This is a genomic window from Methylobacterium gregans, assembly GCF_022179245.1.
Taxonomy (GTDB): domain Bacteria; phylum Pseudomonadota; class Alphaproteobacteria; order Rhizobiales; family Beijerinckiaceae; genus Methylobacterium; species Methylobacterium gregans.
In genome coordinates, this window is the sequence record NZ_BPQM01000173.1 from 1 (window position 1) to 23,145 (window position 23,145).

At 68.1% G+C, this 23,145-nt stretch carries 20 protein-coding genes, 1 tRNA gene and 1 pseudogene; 11 read left to right on the forward strand and 11 right to left on the reverse strand.

Annotated elements, in window-relative coordinates; genetic code table 11:
- The 8 genes from MFF54_RS26180 to rutD form a co-directional block, all read left to right on the forward strand.
- Positions 1-575, forward strand: a 575-nt coding sequence (locus MFF54_RS26180) for an ABC transporter ATP-binding protein (RefSeq protein WP_238307121.1), incomplete at its 5' end; no start/stop codon positions are given.
- A gap of 32 nt (positions 576-607) precedes the next feature.
- Positions 608-1,882, forward strand: a complete 1,275-nt coding sequence (locus tag MFF54_RS26185; protein ID WP_238307122.1) for an ABC transporter substrate-binding protein — start codon at positions 608-610, stop codon at positions 1,880-1,882.
- Between the two features lie 31 nt (positions 1,883-1,913).
- The gene (locus MFF54_RS26190; protein ID WP_370880191.1) at positions 1,914-2,861 is read left to right on the forward strand and encodes an ABC transporter permease; all 948 of its coding nucleotides are present in this window, start codon (positions 1,914-1,916) and stop codon (positions 2,859-2,861) included.
- Positions 2,862-2,866: 5 nt separating this feature from the next.
- Positions 2,867-3,757 carry an ABC transporter permease gene (locus MFF54_RS26195; RefSeq protein ID WP_238307123.1) on the forward strand — a complete coding sequence of 297 codons (891 nt, stop codon included), beginning with the start codon at positions 2,867-2,869 and terminating at the stop codon, positions 3,755-3,757.
- A 176-nt stretch (positions 3,758-3,933) separates the two neighbouring features.
- Complete coding sequence (gene rutA / locus MFF54_RS26200; protein WP_238307140.1) at positions 3,934-5,031, forward strand: pyrimidine utilization protein A; 1,098 nt, start codon at positions 3,934-3,936, stop codon at positions 5,029-5,031.
- Complete coding sequence (gene rutB / locus MFF54_RS26205; RefSeq protein WP_238307124.1) at positions 5,031-5,780, forward strand: pyrimidine utilization protein B; 750 nt, start codon at positions 5,031-5,033, stop codon at positions 5,778-5,780. Before rutA ends, rutB begins: the two co-directional genes overlap by 1 nt.
- Before the next feature lie 18 nt (positions 5,781-5,798).
- The gene (gene rutC, locus MFF54_RS26210) at positions 5,799-6,191 is read left to right on the forward strand and encodes a pyrimidine utilization protein C (protein ID WP_238307125.1); all 393 of its coding nucleotides are present in this window, start codon (positions 5,799-5,801) and stop codon (positions 6,189-6,191) included.
- 16 nt (positions 6,192-6,207) lie between these two features.
- Complete coding sequence (gene rutD / locus MFF54_RS26215) at positions 6,208-6,990, forward strand: pyrimidine utilization protein D (protein WP_238307126.1); 783 nt, start codon at positions 6,208-6,210, stop codon at positions 6,988-6,990.
- Between the two features lie 501 nt (positions 6,991-7,491).
- On the opposite strand, the gene MFF54_RS26225 is transcribed toward rutD, so the two are convergent.
- Positions 7,492-7,638 (reverse strand): hypothetical protein, encoded by a 147-nt coding sequence (locus tag MFF54_RS26225; protein WP_238307127.1) that lies wholly within the window; start codon positions 7,636-7,638, stop codon positions 7,492-7,494.
- Between the two features lie 587 nt (positions 7,639-8,225).
- Between MFF54_RS26225 and MFF54_RS26230 the strand changes: the two genes are divergently transcribed.
- Entirely contained in the window at positions 8,226-8,462 is a 237-nt protein-coding gene (locus MFF54_RS26230; RefSeq protein ID WP_238307128.1) for a hypothetical protein, read from the forward strand.
- A gap of 18 nt (positions 8,463-8,480) precedes the next feature.
- Here MFF54_RS26230 and MFF54_RS26235 read toward each other — a convergent pair.
- Positions 8,481-8,682: pseudogene (locus MFF54_RS26235) on the reverse strand (IS701 family transposase); the annotation flags it as partial.
- A 233-nt stretch (positions 8,683-8,915) separates the two neighbouring features.
- Here MFF54_RS26235 and MFF54_RS26240 point away from each other — a divergent pair.
- Positions 8,916-9,881, forward strand: a complete 966-nt coding sequence (locus tag MFF54_RS26240; protein WP_238307129.1) for a LysR family transcriptional regulator — start codon at positions 8,916-8,918, stop codon at positions 9,879-9,881.
- 236 nt (positions 9,882-10,117) lie between these two features.
- Here the strand turns inward: MFF54_RS26240 and MFF54_RS26245 are convergent, their stop codons facing one another.
- The 8 genes from MFF54_RS26245 to MFF54_RS26280 all read right to left on the reverse strand — a co-directional run bounded on the left by MFF54_RS26245 (position 10,118) and on the right by MFF54_RS26280 (position 20,277).
- Positions 10,118-11,005: an NAD-dependent epimerase/dehydratase family protein gene (locus MFF54_RS26245; RefSeq protein ID WP_238307130.1), complete on the reverse strand. Its 888-nt coding sequence runs from the start codon at positions 11,003-11,005 to the stop codon at positions 10,118-10,120.
- Between the two features lie 359 nt (positions 11,006-11,364).
- On the reverse strand, positions 11,365-12,762 hold the full coding sequence (locus MFF54_RS26250) for a PQQ-dependent sugar dehydrogenase (protein WP_238307131.1): 1,398 nt from the start codon (positions 12,760-12,762) through the stop codon (positions 11,365-11,367).
- Between the two features lie 19 nt (positions 12,763-12,781).
- Positions 12,782-13,660, reverse strand: coding sequence for an alpha/beta fold hydrolase (locus MFF54_RS26255; RefSeq protein WP_238307132.1), 879 nt, complete (start codon positions 13,658-13,660; stop codon positions 12,782-12,784).
- Positions 13,661-13,752: 92 nt separating this feature from the next.
- Positions 13,753-15,096 carry an FG-GAP repeat domain-containing protein gene (locus MFF54_RS26260; protein ID WP_238307133.1) on the reverse strand — a complete coding sequence of 448 codons (1,344 nt, stop codon included), beginning with the start codon at positions 15,094-15,096 and terminating at the stop codon, positions 13,753-13,755.
- Between the two features lie 253 nt (positions 15,097-15,349).
- Complete coding sequence (locus MFF54_RS26265; RefSeq protein ID WP_238307134.1) at positions 15,350-16,135, reverse strand: SDR family NAD(P)-dependent oxidoreductase; 786 nt, start codon at positions 16,133-16,135, stop codon at positions 15,350-15,352.
- Positions 16,136-17,568: 1,433 nt separating this feature from the next.
- Positions 17,569-18,645 (reverse strand): calcium-binding protein, encoded by a 1,077-nt coding sequence (locus MFF54_RS26270; RefSeq protein ID WP_238307135.1) that lies wholly within the window; start codon positions 18,643-18,645, stop codon positions 17,569-17,571.
- An 835-nt stretch (positions 18,646-19,480) separates the two neighbouring features.
- Complete coding sequence (locus MFF54_RS26275; RefSeq protein WP_238307136.1) at positions 19,481-19,789, reverse strand: hypothetical protein; 309 nt, start codon at positions 19,787-19,789, stop codon at positions 19,481-19,483.
- 413 nt (positions 19,790-20,202) lie between these two features.
- Positions 20,203-20,277 (reverse strand) — tRNA-Glu (locus tag MFF54_RS26280).
- Between the two features lie 125 nt (positions 20,278-20,402).
- Between MFF54_RS26280 and rlmB the strand changes: the two genes are divergently transcribed.
- Positions 20,403-21,200, forward strand: coding sequence for a 23S rRNA (guanosine(2251)-2'-O)-methyltransferase RlmB (gene rlmB, locus MFF54_RS26285; protein WP_238307137.1), 798 nt, complete (start codon positions 20,403-20,405; stop codon positions 21,198-21,200).
- A gap of 58 nt (positions 21,201-21,258) precedes the next feature.
- Here rlmB and purD read toward each other — a convergent pair whose 3' ends face one another.
- Entirely contained in the window at positions 21,259-22,533 is a 1,275-nt protein-coding gene (gene purD, locus MFF54_RS26290; RefSeq protein WP_238307138.1) for a phosphoribosylamine--glycine ligase, read from the reverse strand.
- Between the last annotated feature and the right edge of the window lie 612 nt (positions 22,534-23,145).

Consider the following 23,145-nt stretch of genomic DNA (forward strand, 5'->3'; position numbering starts at 1 on the left):
GCGTGGCGCTCGCCCGCGCCCTCGTCACCGGCCCCAAGGTCCTGCTCCTCGACGAGCCGCTCTCGGCCCTCGACCCGTTCCTGCGGGTGCGGATGCGGACCGAGCTGAAGCGGATCCAGGCCGAGCTCGGCCTCACCTTCATCCACGTCACCCACAGCCAGGAGGAGGCGATGGCGCTCTCCGACCTCGTGGTGGTGATGAATGGCGGCCGCATCGAGCAGGCGGCCGACCCGCGCACGGTGTTCGAGCGGCCCGCCACCGCCTTCGTCGCCCGCTTCATCGGCGGCCACAACGTGATCCGGCTGCCCGACGCCAGCGAGATCGCCGTGCGCGCCGACCGGATGCGCCTCGGCCCGGAGGCGGGCGCCGAGGCGGTGCCGGCCCGGGTCGTGTCCATCGAGTACCAGGGCACCAGCGTGCATGTCGGCCTCGAGGCGGACGGCCTCGGCGGCCGGGAGCCGGCCGCGCTCACGGCGATCATCGGCGACGGCGCCTACGCGGACCGGCCGCTGGCGCTCGGCCAGACCGTGCCGTTGGGCTGGGACGCCGCCGCCGCTCATCGCCTGAGCGCCTGATCCGTTCACTCCACCTGCGTCGAGGCCCCCGTATGACGACCACGATCAAGCTCAGCCGCCGCACCCTGCTCCGGGGAGCGGGTGCCGCCGGGCTGACGCTCGGTGCCGGACCGATCACCGGCTTTCCCAACGTGATCGCCGCCGAGCCCGTGACCCTGCGCTATCTCGGCACCGCCGTGAACCAGTCCGGCGACATCGCCCGGAAGGTGAAGGAGGATCTCGGGATCACCATCGAGTACATCCCGGTCGTCACCGACGAGGTGACCAAGCGCGTGGTGACGCAGCCGAACTCCTTCGACCTCGTCGATACCGAGTACTTCAGCCTCAAGAAGCTCATCCCCTCGGGCAACATCCAGGGCATGGACGCCCGCCGGATCAAGCAGACCGACAACATCACCCCGGTCTTCACCCGGGGCGAGGTCGCCGGCAAGAAGATCGGCGACCAGGGCACGGCGCCCAAGAAGGTCTTCTATCTTGAGGGACAAAATTCGAAAAACTTTGCCGGCTCGGCCACCGAGTGGATCACCCTGATCCCGACCACCTACAACGCCGACACCCTCGGCATCCGCCCGGACCTGATCAAGCGGCCGGTCACGAGCTGGCGGGAACTGCTCAACCCCGAGTTCAAGGGCAAGGCCTCGATCCTCAACATCCCCTCCATCGGCATCATGGATGCCGCCATGGTGATCGAGGCGACCGGCGACTACACCTACCCCGACAAGGGCAACATGACGAAGGCCGAGATCGATCGCACCATCAAGGTGCTGATCGAGGCCAAGCGCGCCGGCCAGTTCCGCGCCTTCTGGCAGGATTTCAACGAGTCCGTGAACCTGATGGCGTCCGGCGAGACCGTGATCCAGTCCATGTGGTCGCCCGCCGTCACCAAGGTCCGCGCGCAGGGCGTGGCCTGCACCTACCAGCCGCTCAAGGAGGGCTACCGGGCCTGGGCGTCGGGCTTCGGCCTGCCCAAGACCCTGACGGGCCGCAAGCTCGACGCGGCCTACGACTTCATCAACTGGTTCCTCTCCGGCTGGGCCGGCGCCTACCTCAACCGCCAGGGCTACTACTCGGCGGTGCTGGAGACCGCCAAGGCGCAGATGGAGCCCTACGAGTGGGCCTACTGGATGGAGGGCAAGCCCGCCGAGAAGGACATCAAGGGGCCGGACGGGAGCGTGCTGGAGAAGGCCGGCGCCACCCGCGACGGCGGCTCCTTCGAGACGCGCATGGGCGGCGTCGCCTGCTGGAACGCCGTGATGGACGAGAACACCTACATGGTCCGCAAGTGGAACGAGTTCATCGCGGCGTGAGGGACCTGCCTTGTCCCGTGGGGGCGGCGCCGTGACGGAGGCCGCCCTCCCCGCTCTCGCGGACGCGCCCACCGTGCCCGCCGCTGCCGCGAGCCTCACCGCGAAGACCCGCCGCCGGCGGGCCCTGGCCTATCTCCAGGCGGCGCCGATGGCGCTCGTCTTCGCGGTCTTCTTCCTCGTGCCGCTCCTGCTGACCCTCATGGTCAGCTTTTGGGAGTACAACGAGTACGAGATCATCCCGTCCTTCACGGTGCAGAACTACCGCGACGTGTTCGAGGGCTGCCTCGACGTGCAGAACGCCTGCACGACCCTGCGCACCTATCTCTCGACGCTGAAGTTCTGCGCCCTCACCTGGCTTTTCACGCTGCTGATCGGCTTCACGGTGGCGTATTTCGTCGCCTTCCACGTCCGCTCGCGTAACGTGCAGATGGCGCTCTTCCTCGTCTGCACGATCCCGTTCTGGACCTCGAACGTGATCCGCATGATCTCGTGGATCCCGCTGCTCGGCCGCAACGGTCTCGTCAACGACACGCTCATGGGGCTGGGGCTGATCGCGCGGCCCATCGAGGGTCTGCTCTACTCCGACTTCTCGGTGGTGCTGGCCTTCGTGCACCTCAACACGGTCTTCATGATCGTGCCGATCTTCAACAGCATGGCGCGCATCGACCGCGCGCTGCTCGAGGCGGCCTACGATGCCGGCGCCAGCGGCTGGCAGACCCTGTGGAACGTGGTGATCCCGCTCGCCAAGCCCGGAATCGCCATCGGGTCGATCTTCGTGATCACCCTGGTGATGGGGGATTTCGTCACCGTCGGCGTCATGGGCGGCCAGCAGATCGCCTCGGTCGGCAAGATCATCCAGGTGCAGATGTCGGCGCTCCAGCTTCCGGCGGCGGCCGCCAACGCGGTGGTGCTGCTCGGCGCCGTGATGCTGATGATCGTCGCGATGACGCGGCTCATCGACCTGCGCAAGGAGCTGTGAGCGTCATGAGCGACCGGCCCCGCTCCCCCGCCTTCTACGCGCTCGCGGCCTTCTTCGCCCTGTTCGTCGCCTTCCTGTACGGGCCGACGCTGACCATCCTGGTCCTCAGCTTCCAGGGCCCGCAGGGCGGCCTGACCTTCCCGATGAACGGGGTCTCGACGCACTGGTTCGGCAAGCTCTGGGCGGGCTCCGGCATCGTCGACATCTGGGGCGCGCTCTGGCGCTCGCTCCGCCTCGGTCTCGTCGTGATGGTGCTCACCGTGGGGATCGCGTTCTTCGCGGGCCTCGCCTTCCGCAAGCGCTTCGTCGGCGAGGGCGCCCTGTTCACGGTCGCGGTGGCGAGCCTGATCGTGCCCTCCATCGTCGTGTCGCTCGGCATCGGGCTGGAATTCCGGCTCCTCGACGACGCCGTGAAATGGGCGGCCGCCGAGACCGGCTGGGGCTGGCTGCAGGAGCACGGCACCCTGATGGGGCTCTACACCTCGGCGCTCGGGGCCCACCTCACCTGGACGCTGCCCTTCGGGCTGCTCATCATGTTCGCGGTCTTCAACCGGTTCGACCCGGCCTACGAGGAGGCGGCGCGCGACCTCGGCGCCACCGGCCCCCAGACCCTGCGCCACGTGGTCGTGCCGATCCTCGGGCCCTCGCTCGTCGGCGTCGCGCTCTTCGGCTTCACCCTGTCCTTCGACGAACTCGCCCGCACGAGCCAGGCCATCGGCGGCCGCAACACCCTGCCGTTGGAACTGCAGGGCCTGACGACCACCGTGACGACGCCGGAGATCTACGCGCTCGGCACGCTCACCACCGGCCTGTCGCTTGCGGTGATCGGTGCGGCGCTCGGCGCGAGCCTGTACCTGCAGCGGCGCAGGGCCCGGCGCGGGCTGCGGCTCGGGTGATCGCCGCCCGCGCGGGCAGGCCCCGCCCACCCCTTGGGCAGCCCGCGGAGAGTTTGTGCAAACGGCCGGGCGCCGCGATTTGACGTTTGACCATCCGGCTCGATTGGCCAACCTTGCCCGATGGGGCAAGTCTTCGGACGGCTCCTGCGGTGCGCGAGGTGACTATGACCGAGCCTATGGAGATCGGCGTCTTCATCCCGATCGGAAACAACGGCTGGCTTCTCTCGGAGAACGCGCCGCAATACATGCCGAGCTTCGCGCTGAACAAGCAGGTGACGCTGAAGGCGGAAGGGTACGGGCTCGATTTCGCCCTCTCGATGATCAAGCTGCGCGGCTTCGGCGGCAAGACCGAGTTCTGGGACCACAACCTCGAATCCTTCACGCTGATGTCGGGGCTCGCCGCCGTCACCAGCCGGATCAAGCTCTACGCGACCGCGCCGACCCTGTGCCTGCCGCCCGCGATCGTCGCCCGGATGGCGTCCACCATCGACTCGATCTCGAACGGCCGCTTCGGCCTCAACCTGATCACCGGCTGGCAGAAGCCGGAATACTCGCAGATGGGCCTCTGGCCCGGGGATGACTATTTCGCCCGCCGCTACGAGTACCTGTCCGAGTACGCGCAGATCCTGCGCGACCTCTGGGAGACCGGCCGCAGCGATCGCAAGAGCGCGTTCTTCCAGATGGACGATTGCCGCCTGAGCCCGCGCCCGCAGGCGCCGATGAAGCTAATCTGCGCCGGCCAGAGCGGCGCCGGCATGGCCTTCTCCGCCGCCTACGCGGACTACAATTTCTGCTTCGGCAAGGGCGTCAACACCCCGACCGCCTTCGCGCCGACCGTGGCGCGGCTGGAAGAGGCGCGGGCGAAGACCGGCCGCGCGGTCTCGTCCTACGTGCTCTTCATGATCATCTCCGCCGAGACGGACGAGGCGGCCCAGGCCAAGTGGGAGCACTACAAGGCCGGCGCCGACGCCGAGGCGATCGCCTGGCTCGGCCTGCAGGGCTCGGCCGACACGAAGTCCGGCGCCGACACCAACGTGCGCCAGATGGCCGATCCGACCTCGGCGGTGAACATCAACATGGGTACGCTGGTCGGCTCCTACGCCACCGTCGCCCGGCACCTCGACGCGGTCATGACGGTGCCGGGCACCGGCGGCGTGCTCCTCGTCTTCGACGACTTCCTCGAAGGGCTCGACGCGTTCGGGCAGCGGATCCAGCCGCTGATGGAGACGCGCCGACACGTCGCGGCCAGCGCACCGATGGCGCAGGTGGCGTGATGGGAGACGCGACACCGGCCGGGTATCGCGACCCGGCGGGCCGCTGCGGCAGCGTGGTTCTGGCCGCGCGGCCCGAGCCGATCGCGCTCGATCCGGCGACGAGCGCGCTCATCGTCGTGGACATGCAGAACGCCTACGCGAGCGCGGGCGGCTATCTCGATCTCGCCGGCTTCGACGTCTCGGCGACCGGCCCGGTCATCGCGCGGATCGCCCAGGCCGTCGCCGCCGCCCGGGCGGCGGGCATCCGCGTGATCTGGTTCCAGAACGGCTGGGACGCCGACTACGTCGAGGCCGGCGGCCCGGGCTCGCCGAACTGGCACAAGTCGAACGCGCTCAAGACCATGCGTCGGCGCCCCGAGATGAACCAGCGGCTGCTCGCCAGGGGCAGCTGGGATTACGAACTGGTCGACGCGCTGAGGCCGGAGCCGGGCGACATCGTCCTGCCCAAGCCCCGCTACAGCGGCTTCTACAACACCCCCCTCGACAGCATGCTCAGGGCGCGCGGCATCCGCACCCTGATCTTCACCGGCATCGCCACCAATGTGTGCGTGGAATCGACCCTGCGCGACGGCTACCACCGCGAGTATTTCGGCGTCGTGCTCGCCGACGCCACGCACCAGGCCGGGCCGCCGAGCCTGCAGGAGGGCGCGCTCCGCAACATCGAGACGTTCTTCGGCTGGGTCTCCGACGTCGCGGCCCTGACGGCGGCGCTCGCAGCGGAACCGAGCCGCGCGGCCGAACGGGCCTGAACAGGGAAACGTGAGACCATGCCCAAGACCGTCGTGATTCCGCCCGGCACCGGCAAGCCGCTCGCCCCCTACGTGCCCGGAACGCTGGCCGACGGCGTGCTCTACGTCTCGGGCACCCTGCCGCTCGATGCCGAGGCCAACGTCGTGCATGTGGGCGATGCCGGGGCGCAGACCCGCCACGTGCTGGAGACGATCAAGGGCGTCGTCGAGGCCGCGGGCGGCACCATGGACGACGTCACCTTCAACCACATCTTCCTCAAGGACTGGGCCGATTACGCCGCGATCAACGCGGTCTACGCGGCCTACTTTCCGGGCGAGAAGCCGGCGCGCTACTGCATCCAGTGCGGGCTGGTGAAGCCCGAGGCGCTGGTCGAGATCGCCTCGGTGGCGCATCTCGGCAAGGCCGGCTGAGGGGCTGCCTGAGCGGATGATCGCGCAGGTCCATCACGAGATTCACGGCCGGGCCGAGGGCCGGACCGTCCTGCTCTCGCCGGGGCTCGGCGGATCGGCGGGCTACTTCACGCCGCAGATGCCGGCGCTCGCCGAGCGCTTCCGGGTCGTCGCCTACGATCATCGCGGGACCGGCCGTTCGGCCGGACCGCTGGAGCCCGGCCACGACATTCCGGCCATGGCCGAGGACGTGCGCGCCCTCCTCGACCGGCTCGAGATCGGGACGGCCGATATCGTCGGGCACGCGCTAGGCGGGTTGATCGCCCTGCAACTCGCGCTCGCCTGCCCAGAGCGGGTCGGGCGCATCGTCGTCATCAACGGCTGGGACGTGATGGACCCGGCGACCCGGCGCTGCTTCGCGGCCCGCAAGGCGCTGCTGACGCAGGCCGGTCCCGAGGCCTTCGTTCGGGCGCAGGCGATCTTCCTGTATCCGGCCCCCTGGATCTCGACCAACGCGGACCGCCTCGCGGCGGATGAAGCGCAGGCGCTGGCGCACTTCCCCGGTGCCGACACGGTGCTGGCGCGCATCGCCGCCCTGGAGGCCTTCGACCTGACGGGTCACCTCGGCGCGATCCCCCACGAGACGCTGCTGATGGCCGCGCGCGACGATGTGCTGGTACCCTTCACCGCGTCGGAGCGGCTCGCCGCGGGCTTGCCGAACGGACGGCTCGACCTCATGCCCGATGGCGGCCACGCCCACAGTGTCACGCGCACCGATGCCGTGACCAAGGCCCTCCTGAGCTTTCTTGATCGGCCGTAGCACCGTGCCCGTGACGCCGTGGACCGCGTGGTCGCGTGAGGCACGCCGCGGGTGAGGCTCGCCCCTGTCCTCAGGGGCGAGCCTTCCGGGGCGATGCGGAGACCTTCAGCGGGCGCTTGCCCCGGCGACGACCCGCGGAGTGGCCGGGGCCGCGGGCTCCAAGCGCGGGGTCGTGGTCTGCTCGGCAGTCGGACGCACGGAAGCGGTGGTGCGGGCCTGCTCACGATAGAGCGTCGGCTTAAGATCGATGCGCTCGTCCGCTGTTGCAGCGCCGAGGACGGTGGTCGCCGCGAGGGCGGCAAGAACGAAGGTATGGACGGTGATGGTGCTGCTTTCTCTCTATTCTCAGGATCGGTGACCTGTTGCGGGAGATTATGTGCGGTGCACCATCGTTCAAACGGATGTGAGCGATACGCTGCATCGATGCTGGCAATGACGCGGGCCGGTCAGCGCCCCTCGGTGCCGGTTCGCGGCTTCCGACAGCCGGGTGCAGGTGTCGGCCTATCGCAGGACCACGCCCGCGGGCGGGCTGACGAGCCACTTGGGCGCAGCCGGTTCGGCCGATCCGGGTGACGGTGCGGCTGCTGCGCTGGCCGCCACAAAGACATCGGGGCCGAAGCGGAGCAGCACGAGCATCAGGGCGATCATCCAGCGCATCCCGGCCAACGTGCCGGTTCCTCCGATGTTGCCTGTCGGTTGGCCGCAATCGGCCTGCCCGCCATCGATCGACACTCGGTCGGCGGAAAACGTGCGCCGAACACAGTATGTCGTGCCGTGTCTCGCGTCGGTGTGTGGGCTGTTCGGCTTGAGATCTTGCCCTCGACGCGACGCCGACCTCCGCCTCGCATTCGGCAGGCTCGGCGCGTCCGCGGTGGCGGGCCGGTGAGAGCTTTGCGGCAGGCTGAGCCTGGGCCGCAGAATTTCGCCCTTTGCCGAGCGCCGGATCGCGAGCGGGTCGTGACCGATACCTCGGCAGAAAAGTTCGGGTGGTTCTGCACTATCGCGCACGATAATAAATTTTGAGATGGGCGCAAGAAAATCTATTCAGGTACTGCACGCATAGCTCTATTACTGGCGCTCGGTCGAATCTCCCTGGGAGATTGCAATATACCTGTCATGGCATGCGGCCGCGTGCACTATGGTGCGCTGCGCAATTTGCAGACCGCACCGCACAAAATCGTGGTTCAATATCCGCATCGGTTGCCCCTCCGGGTCGACCACGACGGAGACAAACCATGCGCACCATTCAGCGTCTCGCTCTTGCCGTTCTCGCCTCTGCTGCCGCTGCCGGCTCGGCGATGGCTGAAGACCGCATCGACCTGACGCCCCCGCTCTACCGTGAGCAGGCTCGCGTCACGGCCGCTGTCCGGCCGGCTTCCGAGCTGACCACGACGCCGAACCTGACCATTGCGGCTCCGACGGCTCCGACGGCCCCGCGCATCGTCGCCGAGGCCGGTACTCTGACGCGCTAACACGCCTTCAGGTCGCTATCAGGGCGGCCGACCGAGCGCGGCGTTACAAGGGTGGCAGCGACGGGGCAGCGGCGTCCTCCTTGTCCGCCCCGCCGCTTCGAGGCGGCGGGACTGCAGGGAGGCGCAGGCCATCATCGTCATCGGTACGTGGCGATGCGGCCTCGTCCAGGACCGGCCACTCGAAGTGGTCGAGGCCGAGTTCCTCCTTCATCTGCTGATGGGGGCGCGTAGCTGTGGTCGGCCGACGACATGATCGAGAACCGGTCGGTCATCTCGTGCTGGCATCCCGCATGGCGCGCGGCGTTCTCCCGCTTGATGGAAGCCCTGGCTCGCCCCTGAAGCCGAGCCCACGCCACCGTTGTGCACAGCTCATGGAAGGGTGAGCTCGGACGAACGTTGATGCCCGGGCAGCCCGGAGGCCAAGTGCTTCCGGTCAGGCGGAGAGCATCGCGCGTGGCGTTCAACAAGTCCGACCTGTCCGACCTCAACGTCTTCATGACCATCGCGCGGAACCGCAGCTTCCGCCGATCGGCGGCCGAACTCGGCCTGACGGCCTCGGCGCTCAGCCACACCATGAAAGGCCTGGAGACCCGGCTCGGGGTCCGTCTCCTGAACCGGACGAGCCGCTCGGTTGTGCCGACCGCCGCGGGTATGGCCCTGTTCGAGGAGCTCGACCAAAGCTTCAAGCAGATCGGCGACGCCCTAGACGGTCTCAACCGATTCCGCGAGAGCCCTGCCGGCCGGGTCCGCCTCAGCGTCCCGCGCGACGCCGCCCGCCTCCTGATCGACCCCGTCCTCCCGCGGCTCCTGCTGGAGTACCCCGGCCTGGAGGTGGAGGTCGACGTCAACGACGCCGTCATCGACGTTGTCGCCTCGGGCTTCGATGCGGGTATCCGCTACGGTGGCACCGTGCCCGAGGAGATGATCGCGCAGCGCCTCACGCCGGACCTGCGCTGGGTGGTGGTCGGCTCGCCCGGTTACCTGCAGGCGCGCGGGCGGCCGAGGATACCCGAGGACCTGATGCAGCATTCCTGCATCCGCATCCGCCTGGGTACCGGCCATATCTATCACTGGGAGTTCGACAAGGATGGCGAGGATCGGGCACTCGACGTGCCGGGAGCGATGGTCACCAACGAGACCGAGGGGTCCGTCGAGGCCGTCCTGGCCGGTCTCGGCCTGTTCTACTGCCTGGAGGCTCGGGTCGCCGATAACCTCGCCCAGGGCCGGCTTGAAACGGTGCTCGACGACTGGTGCTCGCCCGGGCCGGGCTTCTTCCTCTACTACTCCGGACGTCGCCAGGTGCCGACCGGATTGAGGCTCCTTGCCGAGGCGATTCGGAGGCACTGGGGAACACGAGAGACCGGAATGGTCGCCGAGCCAGCCCCCGGCAGCCGCCAACCGTCGAAGCCTGAGGTTTGAGAGCGCGGATATTCGAAGAGTCCGACGAGTTCCAGAGGTTCGATGCCCGCATCGAACTCATCCACGACGCCGTTGCTGACAAAGCCAGGGAGGGAGCAGTTCCGCGGGCAGCGGCGACAGGCAGCCGACGATCATCGCGATAGGCTTCCCCCGCCAGTGGCCATCGTGGCGCGGCAGCCTAACCGGCGGCCGCGCCCAGGAGTTCGACCGCTCGGGCCGCTCGCTCCTGCCGCCGTTCAGCGACCGTCTGTCCACCGATGGGCCGGCTTGAACCCGAGCACGCGCTTGGTCCGCTCGTTGGAGAGGATCACCTCGTTGCCGGTGAACGTCTTGCGCCGCTCCGCCTGCGGGTAGTAGCGATCGAGGAGGTCTGCCGTCGGCGTGCGCATCACCGTCTCATCGTTGGTGACGAAGAACGCGTCCTTGCCGCGCACGTCGTACCGGATCGCGCACTCGATGGCCTGGGCGGCGTCGCGGTTGTCGATGTACGTCCACATGTTCCAGAGGCGCCGGGTCGGATCGTCCTGCCAACCCTCGAATCGAGCGTACTCTTCCGGGTCCATCACGTTCGACAGCCGCAGGCAGGTGATCCGCATGTCCGGGTCGTTCAGGCAGAACTGGCGCGCCATCTCCTCGCCCAGCACTTTGGTCAGCGCGTACACGTTGTAGCCGCGCATCGGGTAGTCTTCGTCCACCGGGACGTAGGGCACGTCGGTCCGGTCGAACGGCACACCGGTGCCGACCTCGCTGGCCGCCCAGACGACGTCCTTGATCCCGAGCCGACGGGCCGCCTCGAAGACGTTGTAGGTCGTCATCATGTTGACCCGGAACTCCTCGCTGTCCGGCAGCATGCGCGGGTGCGGGATGCTGGCGAGGTGCACTACGACGTCGAACGCCTTGGGCTCCGCCCGGGCATAGGTGTCCTCTCCGGTCGACGACAGCGCGTCGAGCGCCTGGCCGAAATCGGTCAGGTCGGCGACCATCGCCAGCTCGTTCGGGTCGGAGGGCGCGTCGCGATCGATGACGAAGACCTCGTAATCTTTATCCGCCAGATACGGGACCAGCGTCTTGCCGACCTTCCCGTGCCCACCTGTCACGGCGACGCGCTTCGACTGTTTTTCCATCGTCTTCGTCCAGGTTCCGCATCGCGGAGCGCCTCCGCGGTCCTGCCTAGAACCGCCGTCCGACGTGATGGCTGCAGCAAACTGGTTGAACGGACCGGTGAGCCTCTTTCATCGGATGCTTCGCGACGGCCGGTCATCTGGTCAGCGCATGAAATTGAAGAATGAGATGATCTCACCGCTCCCCCGCATCGAGAGCAACGTTCGACGGGTAGGCTCTGCCTCGTTTTCGCCCTGCGACCGGGGAGACCGTCGGAGCTGACGCGCATCGTGCTGCGCTCCGCCTGAGGACGGCTGGGCCGAACCCACCCCATCCCGCCACGATCCGTCCCCTGCGGAGGGATGGCCGTTCCGTGCCGCCGTCAACCGCGGGGTGCCAGCCGGATCAGCCGCCCGTCGGCGTCGTCGGTGAGAACCCAGAGGGTTCCGTCGGGAGCCTGCTTGACGTCGCGGACGCGCTGGTTGTGGGAGAGCAGCAGGCGTTCCTCGCCGGTCACCTTGCCGTCCGCCATGACGAGACGCGCGAGATGCCGGCCGCCGAGGGCGGACACGAAGAGATTGCCCTGCCATTCCGGCACGCGGTCGCCCGTGTAGAACGTGATGCCGGCCGGGGCGATGGCAGGGTCCCAGTAATAGGCCGGCTGTTCGGTGCCGGGGAACTGGGTGCGGCCGCCGCCGAGCAGGCCGCCGTCGTAGCGCTTGCCGTAGGCCACCAGGGGCCAGCCGTAATTGTGGCCGGGCTCGACGCGATCGATCTCGTCGCCGCCTTGCGGTCCGTGGTCGCTGATCCAGAGGCCGCCGGTCTTCGGGTCGAGCGTGAGGCCCTCCGGGTCGCGGTGGCCGATCGACCAGACCCGCGGCTCGGCCCCGCTGACGTTGACGTAGGGGTTGTCGGACGGGATCGACCCGTCGCGGTTGATGCGCAGGATCTTGCCCATCGGCGAGGCCGGCAACTGCGCGGCGATGCGCGTCTCGTCCGAAATCCACTCGGAGGTGCCGAGATAGAGCTTGCCGTCATGGCCGATGACCATGCCGCCCGCGTAGTGGTTGATGCCCGTGTGCGCCGGCAGGGTCAGGAGCTGGGTGATCCCTTCGATGGCCCCGTCGTCGTCGGACAGGCGGCCTCTGACGACCATCAGCGCGTGCCCCTTGGGCCGGTAGCCGACGAAGGACAGGTAGATCAGCCGGTTGGTGGCGAAATCCGGATCGACGAGCACCGCGAGCAGCCCGCAATCGCCGGCAAACAGCACCGGCGGCACGTTGCCGACGGGCGCGGAGACCTCGCCCCGCTGGGTGACGATCCGCAGGGTTCCGCTCTTCTCCGTGACGAGCATGCGCCCGTCCGGCAGGAAGGCGAGCGACCAGGGATGGGAGAGCCCCCGGGCGACGACCCGCTCCTCGATGGGCGTCGCGGTGCGCACCGCGGCGGCGCGGGTCTGCCCGGGGAAAGCCGGCTGCTGGGTGGGGTTCACCGCCGGGCGCCCCTCCAGGATCTGTCCCTCGGGCGGCACCTCGCGCGGCGTCGGCTGACGCTGCACCGGCGCCGTGGGCGGCAGGCCGGGGAAGAGGGGGAGGTCGTTCGGCTCGGTGAAGGGCTCCCGGCTCGCCTGCTCGACCAGGAGGGTGGGATCGACCGGCGGGCGCTCCGCCCACGGGCGGGGCTGCTGTTCGGTCTTCGGCCCCTCCGCCTTGGCGCCCTCGGCGGCATGAACGAGCGTCGTCCCGGTGAGCAGGGCGGCGAGAATCAGGCTGGGCTTCATGGGTGCGACGTCCGATGCGTTACAGGAATGCCGTGATGGCGGCGGCGAGCGCCTCGGGATTCTCCTCCGGCACCCAGTGGTTGGCCCGGTCGATGGTCCGGAAGGTCACGTCGTCGGCGACCTCCCGCATCATGCCCTCGGTCATGGGCGCGAAGGCGCTGTGCGCGCCGGAGAGCGCCAGCACGGGGCGCTTCAGCTTCCCGTCCCGGTCGAGGTCGGCGCGGTTGCGCTCGGCATCGAGCGGGAAGGCGCGGTAGACCTCGAAGCCTGCCCGCATGGCGCCGGGACGCGAGAAGGCGCGCACATAGCGGGCGACCGCGTCCAGGCCGATGGCCTCCGTGTCGAAGGCGAGATCCTGATAGAAGCGCTCCAGGTAGAGCTGCTCGCGCCCGGCGGTGAGGAGTTCGGGCAGGTCGGGCGCCCGGTGGAACTGGAAGTGCCAGAGCCGGTCGGTGTTGCGCAGGCTCTCCTCGTAGGCGGCGGTGCCGGGCAGGGGCGCCTCCATCACCACGAGGCGTTCGGTCCGGGCCGGAAACCGGCGGGCGAAGGCGTAGGCTACCATCATCCCGATGTCGTGCCCGACGACCGTCACCGGCCCGGTGAGCCCGAGATGGTCGTAGAGAAGCGCGTGCAGGTCGCCGGCCATGCTGTGCTTGTCGTAGCCGCCGGGCGGCTTCGTGGAGCCGCCTGCGCCACGATAATCGGGCAGCACGACGCGCAGCCCCGCCGCGACGAGCCGGGGAACCACCCGGCGCCAGGCATAGGCCGTCTCCGGATAGCCGTGAACGAGCAGCACCGTGCGCTCGCCCGTCCCGGCCACCCCGTGGTGGATGCGGATGCCGGGCTCGACCTCGGCGGAGCCCCATTCGATCTCGACGGCGTCCCAGGTCTCGCGCATGTCGCTCCTCCGTTCAGATCGTTGCAGGACATCGGTCTCGGGCCTCGACCGCGCCGCGCTCGGCCGGGACGCCGGGCTGACGGCCTCGGCCCTCATCGCGGCCGGGGGCCGGGACGCTCGGCGGGCGGCAGCGAGGCCCGGTAGGCCGCCACATCGGTGAGCAGCAGGCGCGCTTGCGTCCCCCATCCGCCGATCAGGATGTCGGGCTTCCCGTCCCCGTCGAGGTCGCCCTGGCCCATGTTCCAGCTACGGCCGACGGTGATGCCGGGCACCACGTCCAGGGTGACGTCCCGGAAGCGGCCCTGTCCGTCGTTCTGCCAGGCGCGCAGTTGCAGGGGGACGAACCCGGGCACCTGGATCGCGCCGACCAGAAGGTCCGGCGCCCCATCGCCGTTGAAGTCGACGACCGTGCCGGCCCAGCTCGAGAACCGGTGCGCGGGCAGGCGCGCCTCGGTCTCGTCGCGGTAGCGGCCGGTGCCGTCGTCGATGAGCAGCCGCGTCTGCGGGTCCTTCACCCAGCCGCCGTTGTTGCTCGTCAGGTTGAAGAACACGATGTCCTTGCGGCCATCGCCGTTCACGTCGACGACCTTGACGTCGCGCGTCTCCAGCGGGACGCGCAGGTCCAGGCGGTCCGACGCGTCGCTGAAATGGCCGGATCCGTCGTTGATCAGAAGGCGGTTCGCGTGGTGGGGGCTCGCCACGACCATGTCGAGGTCGCCGTCCCCGTCCATGTCGGCGAGGGCGATGCCCTCCGCCTGGTCGTTCCCCTGGGGCAGATGGGTCCGGCCCGCGTCGATGAAATGCCCGGGGCGGCGCGGATCATTGAGGAACAGGAGGTTGTGCGCCGGCCGGACCGGGTCGCCGGCCGCTTGGCCGACTTCGCCCGTACTCCCGATCACGATGTCGGGACGTCCGTCGCCATCGACGTCGCCGACGGCGAGCGCGTTGCCCTGGCTCGTCGCCGGCAGGCGGTCGCTGGCATCCGTGAACCCGCCGCGTCCGTCGCCCAGGAACAGCTGGTGCGCCTCGTCCTCCTCGGCGACGAACACGACGTCGATATTGCCGTCGCCGTTGAAGTCGGCGGCCCGAACGTGCTCGCTGTCATGCTGCACGGTACCGAAGGCCCCGGGCTTGTGCGTCAGCCGGCCCTTCCCATCGTTGAGGTAGAGGCGGTTGATGCCGCGTTCGAGGGAGACCACGACATCGAGGTCGCCGTCGTGGTCGACGTCCACGAAGACCGAGTCGGTCACGTGCAGGACCGGCCCCGCCGGGACGTGCGTCGCCGTCGCGTCCACGAATACCGACGACGGCTTTTCAGGGATCAAGGTGAACCCCTCGGCGGCCGGCGACAGGTTTTGGGCGTCCGCGGCGAGGGTGAGGGCCGCAAGCGAGGCTGTCGCCGCGAGCACGCGGTTGAAGGGATGCATTCGCGTCATCGAGGCTTGCGATCCTGCGGTGATCCGTTGCGTCTGGTGAACTGCGTCGCGGTCCCGTCACAGGGGATGCCCCTCGGAGGCTCACCGAGGTGGACGAGGAGCACCAGCGCCACCGTGATCGGAACGACCTTGATCCGCGCCCGCGTCCCATCGGAGCGGACGCCTCACCGATGCTGCTTGGCGGCGCCGATCCCGGAGGACGCGCCGGCGACGACCGTCACCGGGTCCGGGAGGTAGCTCACTGCGACGCCTCTCAGCCCCGAAGCTTGGTCATCCTGGCGTGGCGGGCGGCCTTCTCCGGCTCGGGCGTGGTGCGGTTCTTGACGACCTGCTGCTTGGTGTCCTCGTCGCCGCCGACGACGTGGTCAACGTCGTTCATGAGCGCCTCGAAGCCCTGCCGGGCGACTAGGGTCTTGTCGTTCTTCTTCATGTCGCCGATGGCGCTGTTGGCCATACCAGCGTTCTTGTGGAACTCGCTGTCGGTGGCGCCCGGCAGCAGCGCGGTGACCGTCACGCCGGTGTCGCGCAGTTCCTCGCGCAGGGCCTCCGCGAACATGAAGCCGAACGCCTTCGAGGGACCGTACACCGTCTCGTACGGGGTCGGCAGGGTGGCCGAAACCGAGGAGGTGATCAGAATGCGGCCCCGCTTGTTCGGGACCATGTGCTGCACGACGCGCTTGGCGAGGTGCACGGTTCCGGTGACGTTGATGGCGATGAGGCGGAACTCGTCCTCCAGGTCGTTGTCGACGAAGGCGCCACCGATGCCGATGCCGACATTGAGTGCTGCGGCCTCGACCGGCCGGCCGAGGCTCGTGACGAAGGTCCAGAAGCCCTCGACGCCCTCGTAGGTCGCGGCGTCGGCCTTGTGGGCGTACGCCTCCGCACCGAGGTCGCGCAGGGCGGCCGCAGCGTCATGCACCTTGCCGCTGGAGCCGGAGATGGCGACGTCGAAGCCGTTCTGAGCGAATTGCTTGGCGAGCTCGAAGCCGATGCCCGAGGAACCACCTGTGACAAGGGCGAGTGGGCGTTGAGATGTCATGTGAATTCAACCCATTTCAAGAATTGGCGCGGGGCAAGGATGGACGGCAGGACGCGTGTCGACGCCCGTTCTCCGCCGGTGGTGGGCCAGATCCTCGTGTTTCGTGACGGTGTCTTAACTCGGGTCCGATCGCGAAGATGCATCTGCGGCGATGAGCCCAGTTTGTCGGGAGGTTGAGCAGAATTCACTAAGGTCGAGGCGCGTACAGGCGCGCCGCTTTTACTGAAGAGCCGGGCGGTCGCCGGCCGACCAGATGCCAGGTCGAGGTGGGCAGGCGGTCTAAGGCTCGCCACTCACCTGTCCATGGAAAGCAGGGCCGTCCTACGGCCGCGCACGTCGATGACCGCGTCACCGTGAAGGGTTCTGAAGGCTGAGGCTCAGCAGGGAAAGGACGCCGCTGCTCCATCATCAAGGCCGAGCTTGTTGGAGAGTTCCGCGGACTCGGTGACGTCGGGATCGAGATGGCCGATTCACCCGCACCCAAGCTTGGAGGTGTCGCGGCGCGACAGCGGGAATGAGGACACAAATACCGATAACGTGGATATGATACGATATGATTTAGGACAGTCTGCAATTCTTGCGTGCTTGCCGTTCTTCTTGGTCACTCGGCTACCGCTCGTGGCTTCTCTGAAGCGGACGCTGCAGCAGCCCAGCTTGTGGGTCTCAGGTGCGCCACGAGCCGATCTGGGATCAGCACGCGCCGAACCGCCGCGTCCGACTCAGTGCCGGCCCAGGGAAGGTCCGCTTCCAGGCTGTTGATGCGGCAGTGACCGACGACCGCGTCGGGTAGATTTCCGCGGGGCCGCTTGTAAGCGGCCACCGTAGGAAAGCCGACGTCACAATTTCACTCGCCCCCCGATCTCAAGAAGCGACGCTCCTAGCCATGCTGGGAATTTCCGGCGGCCTCCGTTGCCGCTCTGATTTTTCCTCTCCGCTTGTGCCTGTAATCCGGATTTCTAACTTTCTCGGCTATATTTATGAGTTTCGATGCCGAAGTGATATTGAGTCCATCGGAGCATTTTCCTTTGACGGGCAGGCCGAATTCTAAGTAGTATAGGAATAATCTTGCTCCCGCCCCTGTTCCGATTTTCGAGATGCCGATACCAATCCTGCGTGCTCGGGCTCTCAGCTCACTCAGCTGGGATTTATACTGGCAACTGCTCAGTCCCGTACTCATCGTCTCGGGAAGCCGCTCATGGCTTGCCTTAGCTGATGGGTCAGTGCGAACTTCCATTACTTCAGCCGATCCCTTGTGAATACCCGAGCCGGACAACAGGCCAGACCGACCCACTCCATCAGCCTTTGTGCTGGCTGAAAGTGCGGCCGGTGGCCGGCTGAGCCGCCGCGGAGGTAAACACGCAGACTCAACCCCGCCTTCTGGGGAATCGAGAGTGTCAGGCTGGCGACTGCATGTCGTCGCCAGCCTCGAGGCATCAAGCCACGAAGTAGCTGGCGTTGACCTGATCCGCCTGGACGCCGGCTAGGTCGACGACGCCGCCTCCCGAGAGCGTCAGCAGCGCATCGCCGTTCTGAGCCGAGGAGACTGTGTAGGTCTGTCCGGCCAGCGCGATGTGGTCGCCCTCAGCTTGATTGAAACCCAGGATCAGGTCGCGCCCGGAGTTCGGGTCGAAGCGGTAGAGATCCGCGCCGAGCCCGCCCATCAGGAGGTCCTCGCCTGTACCGCCGACCAGCGTGTCGTTACCCTGGCCTCCGAAGAGACTATCGTTCCCCTGGTCTCCAAACAGAGCATCGTTACGTTCGTTGCCGTAGATAATATCTTCGCCCACATTGCCATGAAGTATGTCGTCACCCTCTCCGCCTAACAGCCGGTCATTGCCTTGCCCGCCGAATTGGGTATCGTTCCCAGCGTCGCCCGAGAGTAGATCCTCCCCGAAGTTGCCGTAGATAACGTCGTTTCCGACGCCGCCCAATAGACGATCATTGCCTTGGCCGCCGAATTGGGTGTCGTCTCCCGCATCGCCAGAGAGTAAATCCTCTCCAAGATTGCCATAGGCAAGGTCATTTCCTTCGCCTCCGTAGAGTGTATCGTTGCCGAGCTCGCCAAAAAGGACGTCGTTCCCAGCTTCACCGAAGAGGAGATCTTCACCTAAGTTCCCGTGAAGGACGTCGTCGCCCTCCCCACCCAAGAGGAAGTCATTGCCCTGCCCGCCATATTGGGTGTCGTTTCCGGTGCCGCCGGAGAGCTGATCGTCTCCCAAGTTGCCGTAACTAACGTCGTTGCCGTCTCCACCTAACAGGCGGTCGTTGCCCTGCCCCCCAAATTGGGTGTCGTTTCCAGCATCACCGGAGAGAAAATCCTCTCCGAAATTGCCGTAGACAAGGTCGTTTTCTCCGCCGCCGTAGAGGCTATCGTTGCCCGGTTCACCGAAGATGGTGTCGTTTCCCTCATTGCCGGATATCAGATCGTCCCCGAGATTGCCGTAAAGAACGTCGTCGCCCGCGCTGCCGGCAAGGGTGTCAGCTCCTTGCGTTCCCTGAACCGTGGCCATGTTGAGTTTGCCCCGAGTGCTTTGCCCATGTCGTCACTCTGTACTTCCAGGCACGCTGCCGAGTGCAGGAGGTGGCGACCCGCCTCATACTGTTGAGGAACTATTTCAGTTCCAAAGAAATTGAGGGCGCTTCTGCTTACGTAGAGTTGCGTCCTATCAGCCGTGTCTTTTCGCCGCGGCTATCTGGCGGTTCGGCATCATCTGATCCAAGCGGCTTTCGATCAGGTAGGATCATATGATCGACGTGACGCTGGGCGGTCGTCCGGTTCCAGCCCCGAAGCCGGCAGGTCTCCCGGAAAGCCCCCTCATCCATCTGCGACCGGCACCACGCCTTGAACTGCTCATGATGCTCCCGGTCCGGAATTGCCCGCTCGACCATGCACCGCATGCGTTGATCGAAGGGGCGGGACCGAGCTCGGGCAGGACGGGCCTGTCGGTCAGACCCGAGGTGGCCCACGCTACCACCTGCTGGTGACTGTAGCGCGGCGGGTAGATAGGCGGGTCGGGCCCTTCAATACGCAGAAGGTTCACCTTCGGCACCCGGTTTGGGGTCTCTCATTTGGAAGTCTCGGCGGTTTGCTTCGCCCTCAAGTGGGGCTGGTCTGGCATGTGCCAGGCTCTGCGCCATCTAATTATGTACGAATTCATGCGTCGCTATTGTTATAATTTGACATACTGCCGCATTTTTGTCAAAATTTGACTAGCCGACCTCATACTAAAGAGACGATTGCCTGACAATCTCAATTTTGATTTCATCTACCTATCGACTAAGCGCATATCAAACCCCAGCGCCCGGTTGAGCGGCCGCCTGACATCCTAACTCCGAAGGAGGGTGTCAGGCGGTTTGCATTTGCGACTCGGCTCTCCCTGGCGGCTTCGTGTTCCAGGATTGGACTGCTGCGATCGCGTCGAGACTCGGCCACGTGCCGGTGACGGTGATGGCGCGGTCATCGATCGTCACCAGAGCCGGCGGCTTCTCGATCGGCCACTGGAGGAGCTTGTAGACCGGGAAGGCCTCCTCATGGCTCTGAGTGTGCTCTGTGAGGCGCTTGCCCACCCAGTTCTGCATAGCCCGGATCCCGTACGGCTTCTCCGAGCGGTTGAAGTCGATCGCGACCTGGAAGCGCTCGACGGCCTCGCACAAGAATCCTGTCGTCCCCCCACGGGCGGGTCGGGGATCACGTGGGCGCCCTCCCAGCCCGATGCGCAGGAGTGGATCGCGCCATCGAAGTCGAGGCAGAGGATCGGCTTGTGTGTGATCGCATCATCCGCCGGATGGACGACTCCCCGGACGTCGCAGCCGTTTTAAGCGCTTGCTCGAAGTGGCGGAGAGCGGCGCTAACCAGCCCCCACGAGCCTCAGGCAACCCCACCGCGGGCAAATCGCGCCCAAGCGTAGGCGAGGGGGCGCCAAAAAGTCTGTGCCAAAAACATGCGGATGGGCATCCCAGTCGGCTGACTTCTTTGGGGCTGAAACTGGGCGCTTCGCTGGGGCTCGCGGCGACGAACGCGCGCGTAAGCCGTTGGGCCTGTTCGTGTATTTTGTGTCCCAGCCATGTGGCGCGCCCTGCGGGAGTCGAACCCGCCTCTTCAGCGTGAAAGGCTGACGTCCTAACCGATAGACGAAGGGCGCTGGCACTGGGCCGCGGCCTCTATAAGCGGGTGCGTCCCGGAGGGCAACGGCTCGTTTGCGGCTTGACGGGAGCGGCCGCGGCCGGTTTGTCGCGGGCGACACCGTTTTGGACGAGGCTCGGATCGATGACCACCCGGCGCGACGACAAGCCCGCCCGCCCCCGGGGCCCGCGGCCCGGCCAGGGGCGGCGGCCGGCCCGTCCGTCCCGGCCCGCCGGGGCGGAGGGCGTCGGCGTGCTGTACGGCTGGCATCCCGTTGTGCAGGCGCTCGGTAACGCCGGGCGCCGGCTGCACCGGCTGCTGGCCACCGAGAACGCCGCCGCGCGCCTCACGGCCGAGCTCGGTCCCCTGCGGATCACCCCGGAGCTCGTGCGGCCCCACGACATCAACGCGCTCCTCGGGCCCGACGCCGTGCACCAGGGCCTCTATCTGGAGGCCGAGCCCCTCCCCGCCCCCGGGCTCGACGAGCTGCCGGACGACGCCCTGCTGCTGGCGCTGGACCAGATCACCGACCCGCACAATGTCGGGGCGATCGTGCGCACCGCCGCGGCCTTCGGCGTCACCGGGATCGTCACCACCGCCCGGCACGCGCCCGGCGCCACGGGGGTGCTCGCCAAATCCGCCTCGGGCGGTCTGGAGCACGTCCCCTTCGTCACCGTGCGCAACCTCGCCGAGGCCCTGATCGAGCTCGGCGAGCGCGGCTTCACCCGGATCGGGCTCGATTCCGAGGCCGCGGTCGATCTCGACACCATCACCCCGGCGCGGCCCGCCGTGATCGTGCTCGGCGCCGAGGGCAAGGGCCTGCGCGAGCGCACGCGCGCCTGCTGCGACGTGCTCGCCCGCATCCCCTTCACGGGGCAGATCCGCAGCCTCAACGTCTCGAACGCCGCCGCGATCACGCTCTACGCGCTGCGGATGCGCTGACCGGGGCTCGGCCCCCGGCCCCGCCGAAGGGTGTGACACCCTTCGGGATCCCCGGGACTCAGCCCTCCAGCAGCTCGCGGGCGACCGCCCGGTAGCCGATGTCGCGGCGGCAGAAGCCCTCCGGCCAGTCGATGCGGGCGACCGCCGCGTAGGCGCGCGCCTGCGCCTCCTTCACGCTGTCGCCGAGCGCCGTCACGGCGAGCACCCGGCCCCCGTCCGCGAGCAGGCGCTCGCCGTCCTGGCGGGTGCCGGCCTGGAACACCAGCGCCCCGTCGGCCTCGGCCGCATCGAGCCCGCGGATCAGGGAGCCGCGCACCACCGCGCCGGGATAGCCGGCCGCCGCCATCACCACGGTCAGGGCCGCCCGCTGGGGATCGAACTCGAGCGCGACGCCGGTGAGGTCGCCCTCGCAGGCCGAGAGCAGGGCCGGCACGAGGTCGGAGCTGAGGCGCGGCATCAGCACCTGCGCCTCGGGGTCGCCGAAGCGGGTGTTGTACTCGATCAGCTTCGGGCCGTCGTCGGTCAGCATCAGGCCGGCGTAGAGGATGCCGGTGAAGGGCGTGCCCCGCGCCCGCATGCCCGCCAGCGTCGGCGCGATGATGCGCGCCATCACCTCCGCCTCGAGCGCGGGCGTGAGGATCGCGGCCGGCGAGTAGGCGCCCATGCCGCCCGTGTTCGGGCCGCGGTCGCCGTCGAAGACGCGCTTGTGGTCCTGCGCGGTGCCGCAGGGTATCGCCCGGGTGCCGTCGCAGAGGGCGAAGAAGCTCGCCTCCTCGCCGAACAGGCATTCCTCCACCACGACGGCGGCGCCGGGCTCGGCGAAGAGGGCGCGCAGCGCACCTTCCGCCTGGTCGAGGGTCTCGGCCACGGTGACGCCCTTGCCGGCGGCGAGCCCGTCGGCCTTCACCACGATGGGCGCGCCCTGGCTGCGGACGTAGTCGAGCGCCGGGTCGAGGGCGTCGAAGCGCGCGAAGGCTGCGGTCGGGATGCCGTACTCGGCGCACAGATCCTTGGTGAAGCCCTTCGAGCCCTCGAGCTGGGCCGCGGCCCGGGTCGGCCCGAAGGTGCGGATGCCCGCCGCCGCGAGGTCGTCCACGAGGCCCGCCACCAGCGGCGCCTCGGGGCCCACCACCACGAGGCCGACGCGCTCGGCCTCGCAGAACGCACGGACCGCCGCGTGGTCGGCGACGTCGAGATCCGGACGGTTCTCGCCGTGGCGCGCCGTCCCGGGATTGCCCGGTGCCGCGAACAGGCGGGCGCAGAGCGGGCTCTTGGCCAGGGCGTAGGCGAGGGCGTGCTCGCGGCCGCCGGAGCCGATCAGAAGGATGTTCATGGGTTGACGCTTGTCCCGGAAAAGCGGTCGCGGGGAAAGGGGGGACCGGCCGCGCGGGCGCCGTCCGGCCCGATCCGCACGGCTTTTCCGGGCTATCCCCAGAGGCCGCCGCGCCGGAGCCCCCTCCCCGGAGGCCCCACGCGGGTTCGGCCCCGCGCGTCGATGACGCCGGAGGTGTGGCCGGAAGAGGGAGACGCGGGACGCCGCGGAACCCTGTGTGATGTGCGTACGGAGACCGGTTCCCCGGCGTCCCGCGGGTCGGAGGGCGGTGTCCCGCCGGCCCGGCCCGGTGTCGCGTCGCGGCTTCTCCACCTGCCTCGACCCCGATCGGAGGTGTCCGGCTGCACGGGTTGTTCTCCCGCGATCCCGGCCTCTGTCCCCGGCAGACTTACGCGTCCTGCACCCGGCCTCGTATTGGGCAAGGCATCGGTTCCAACGTCCTGGAGACCGCGTTGTCGAGCGTGCCCCGCTTCCGCTGGCGGGCTTCGGCCGAGCGCGGTCCTGCGTCGCACGAGGCGCCCGGGGCACCGGCTGACCGGCCGGCGACGCGGGGGCCGCCGCGCCGCCCGTGACCCGCTCCGGCGGTCATCCGGGGCAGGCTCCCTGCGCGGC

What these genes read in the sequence shown, in the direction of transcription:
- rutA (WP_238307140.1), top strand. Translation starts at nt 3,934, where the DNA reads ATGGAGATCGGCGTCTTCATCCCGATCGGAAACAACGGCTGGCTTCTC.
- MFF54_RS26250 (WP_238307131.1), bottom strand. Translation starts at nt 12,762, where the DNA reads ATGAAGCCCAGCCTGATTCTCGCCGCCCTGCTCACCGGGACGACGCTC.
- rutB (WP_238307124.1), top strand. Translation starts at nt 5,031, where the DNA reads ATGGGAGACGCGACACCGGCCGGGTATCGCGACCCGGCGGGCCGCTGC.
- MFF54_RS26230 (WP_238307128.1), top strand. Translation starts at nt 8,226, where the DNA reads ATGCGCACCATTCAGCGTCTCGCTCTTGCCGTTCTCGCCTCTGCTGCC.
- purD (WP_238307138.1), bottom strand. Translation starts at nt 22,533, where the DNA reads ATGAACATCCTTCTGATCGGCTCCGGCGGCCGCGAGCACGCCCTCGCC.
- rlmB (WP_238307137.1), top strand. Translation starts at nt 20,403, where the DNA reads ATGACCACCCGGCGCGACGACAAGCCCGCCCGCCCCCGGGGCCCGCGG.
- MFF54_RS26255 (WP_238307132.1), bottom strand. Translation starts at nt 13,660, where the DNA reads ATGCGCGAGACCTGGGACGCCGTCGAGATCGAATGGGGCTCCGCCGAG.
- MFF54_RS26260 (WP_238307133.1), bottom strand. Translation starts at nt 15,096, where the DNA reads ATGACGCGAATGCATCCCTTCAACCGCGTGCTCGCGGCGACAGCCTCG.
- MFF54_RS26265 (WP_238307134.1), bottom strand. Translation starts at nt 16,135, where the DNA reads ATGACATCTCAACGCCCACTCGCCCTTGTCACAGGTGGTTCCTCGGGC.
- MFF54_RS26195 (WP_238307123.1), top strand. Translation starts at nt 2,867, where the DNA reads ATGAGCGACCGGCCCCGCTCCCCCGCCTTCTACGCGCTCGCGGCCTTC.
- MFF54_RS26185 (WP_238307122.1), top strand. Translation starts at nt 608, where the DNA reads ATGACGACCACGATCAAGCTCAGCCGCCGCACCCTGCTCCGGGGAGCG.
- MFF54_RS26245 (WP_238307130.1), bottom strand. Translation starts at nt 11,005, where the DNA reads ATGGAAAAACAGTCGAAGCGCGTCGCCGTGACAGGTGGGCACGGGAAG.
- MFF54_RS26270 (WP_238307135.1), bottom strand. Translation starts at nt 18,645, where the DNA reads ATGGCCACGGTTCAGGGAACGCAAGGAGCTGACACCCTTGCCGGCAGC.
- rutC (WP_238307125.1), top strand. Translation starts at nt 5,799, where the DNA reads ATGCCCAAGACCGTCGTGATTCCGCCCGGCACCGGCAAGCCGCTCGCC.
- MFF54_RS26225 (WP_238307127.1), bottom strand. Translation starts at nt 7,638, where the DNA reads ATGATCGCCCTGATGCTCGTGCTGCTCCGCTTCGGCCCCGATGTCTTT.
- rutD (WP_238307126.1), top strand. Translation starts at nt 6,208, where the DNA reads ATGATCGCGCAGGTCCATCACGAGATTCACGGCCGGGCCGAGGGCCGG.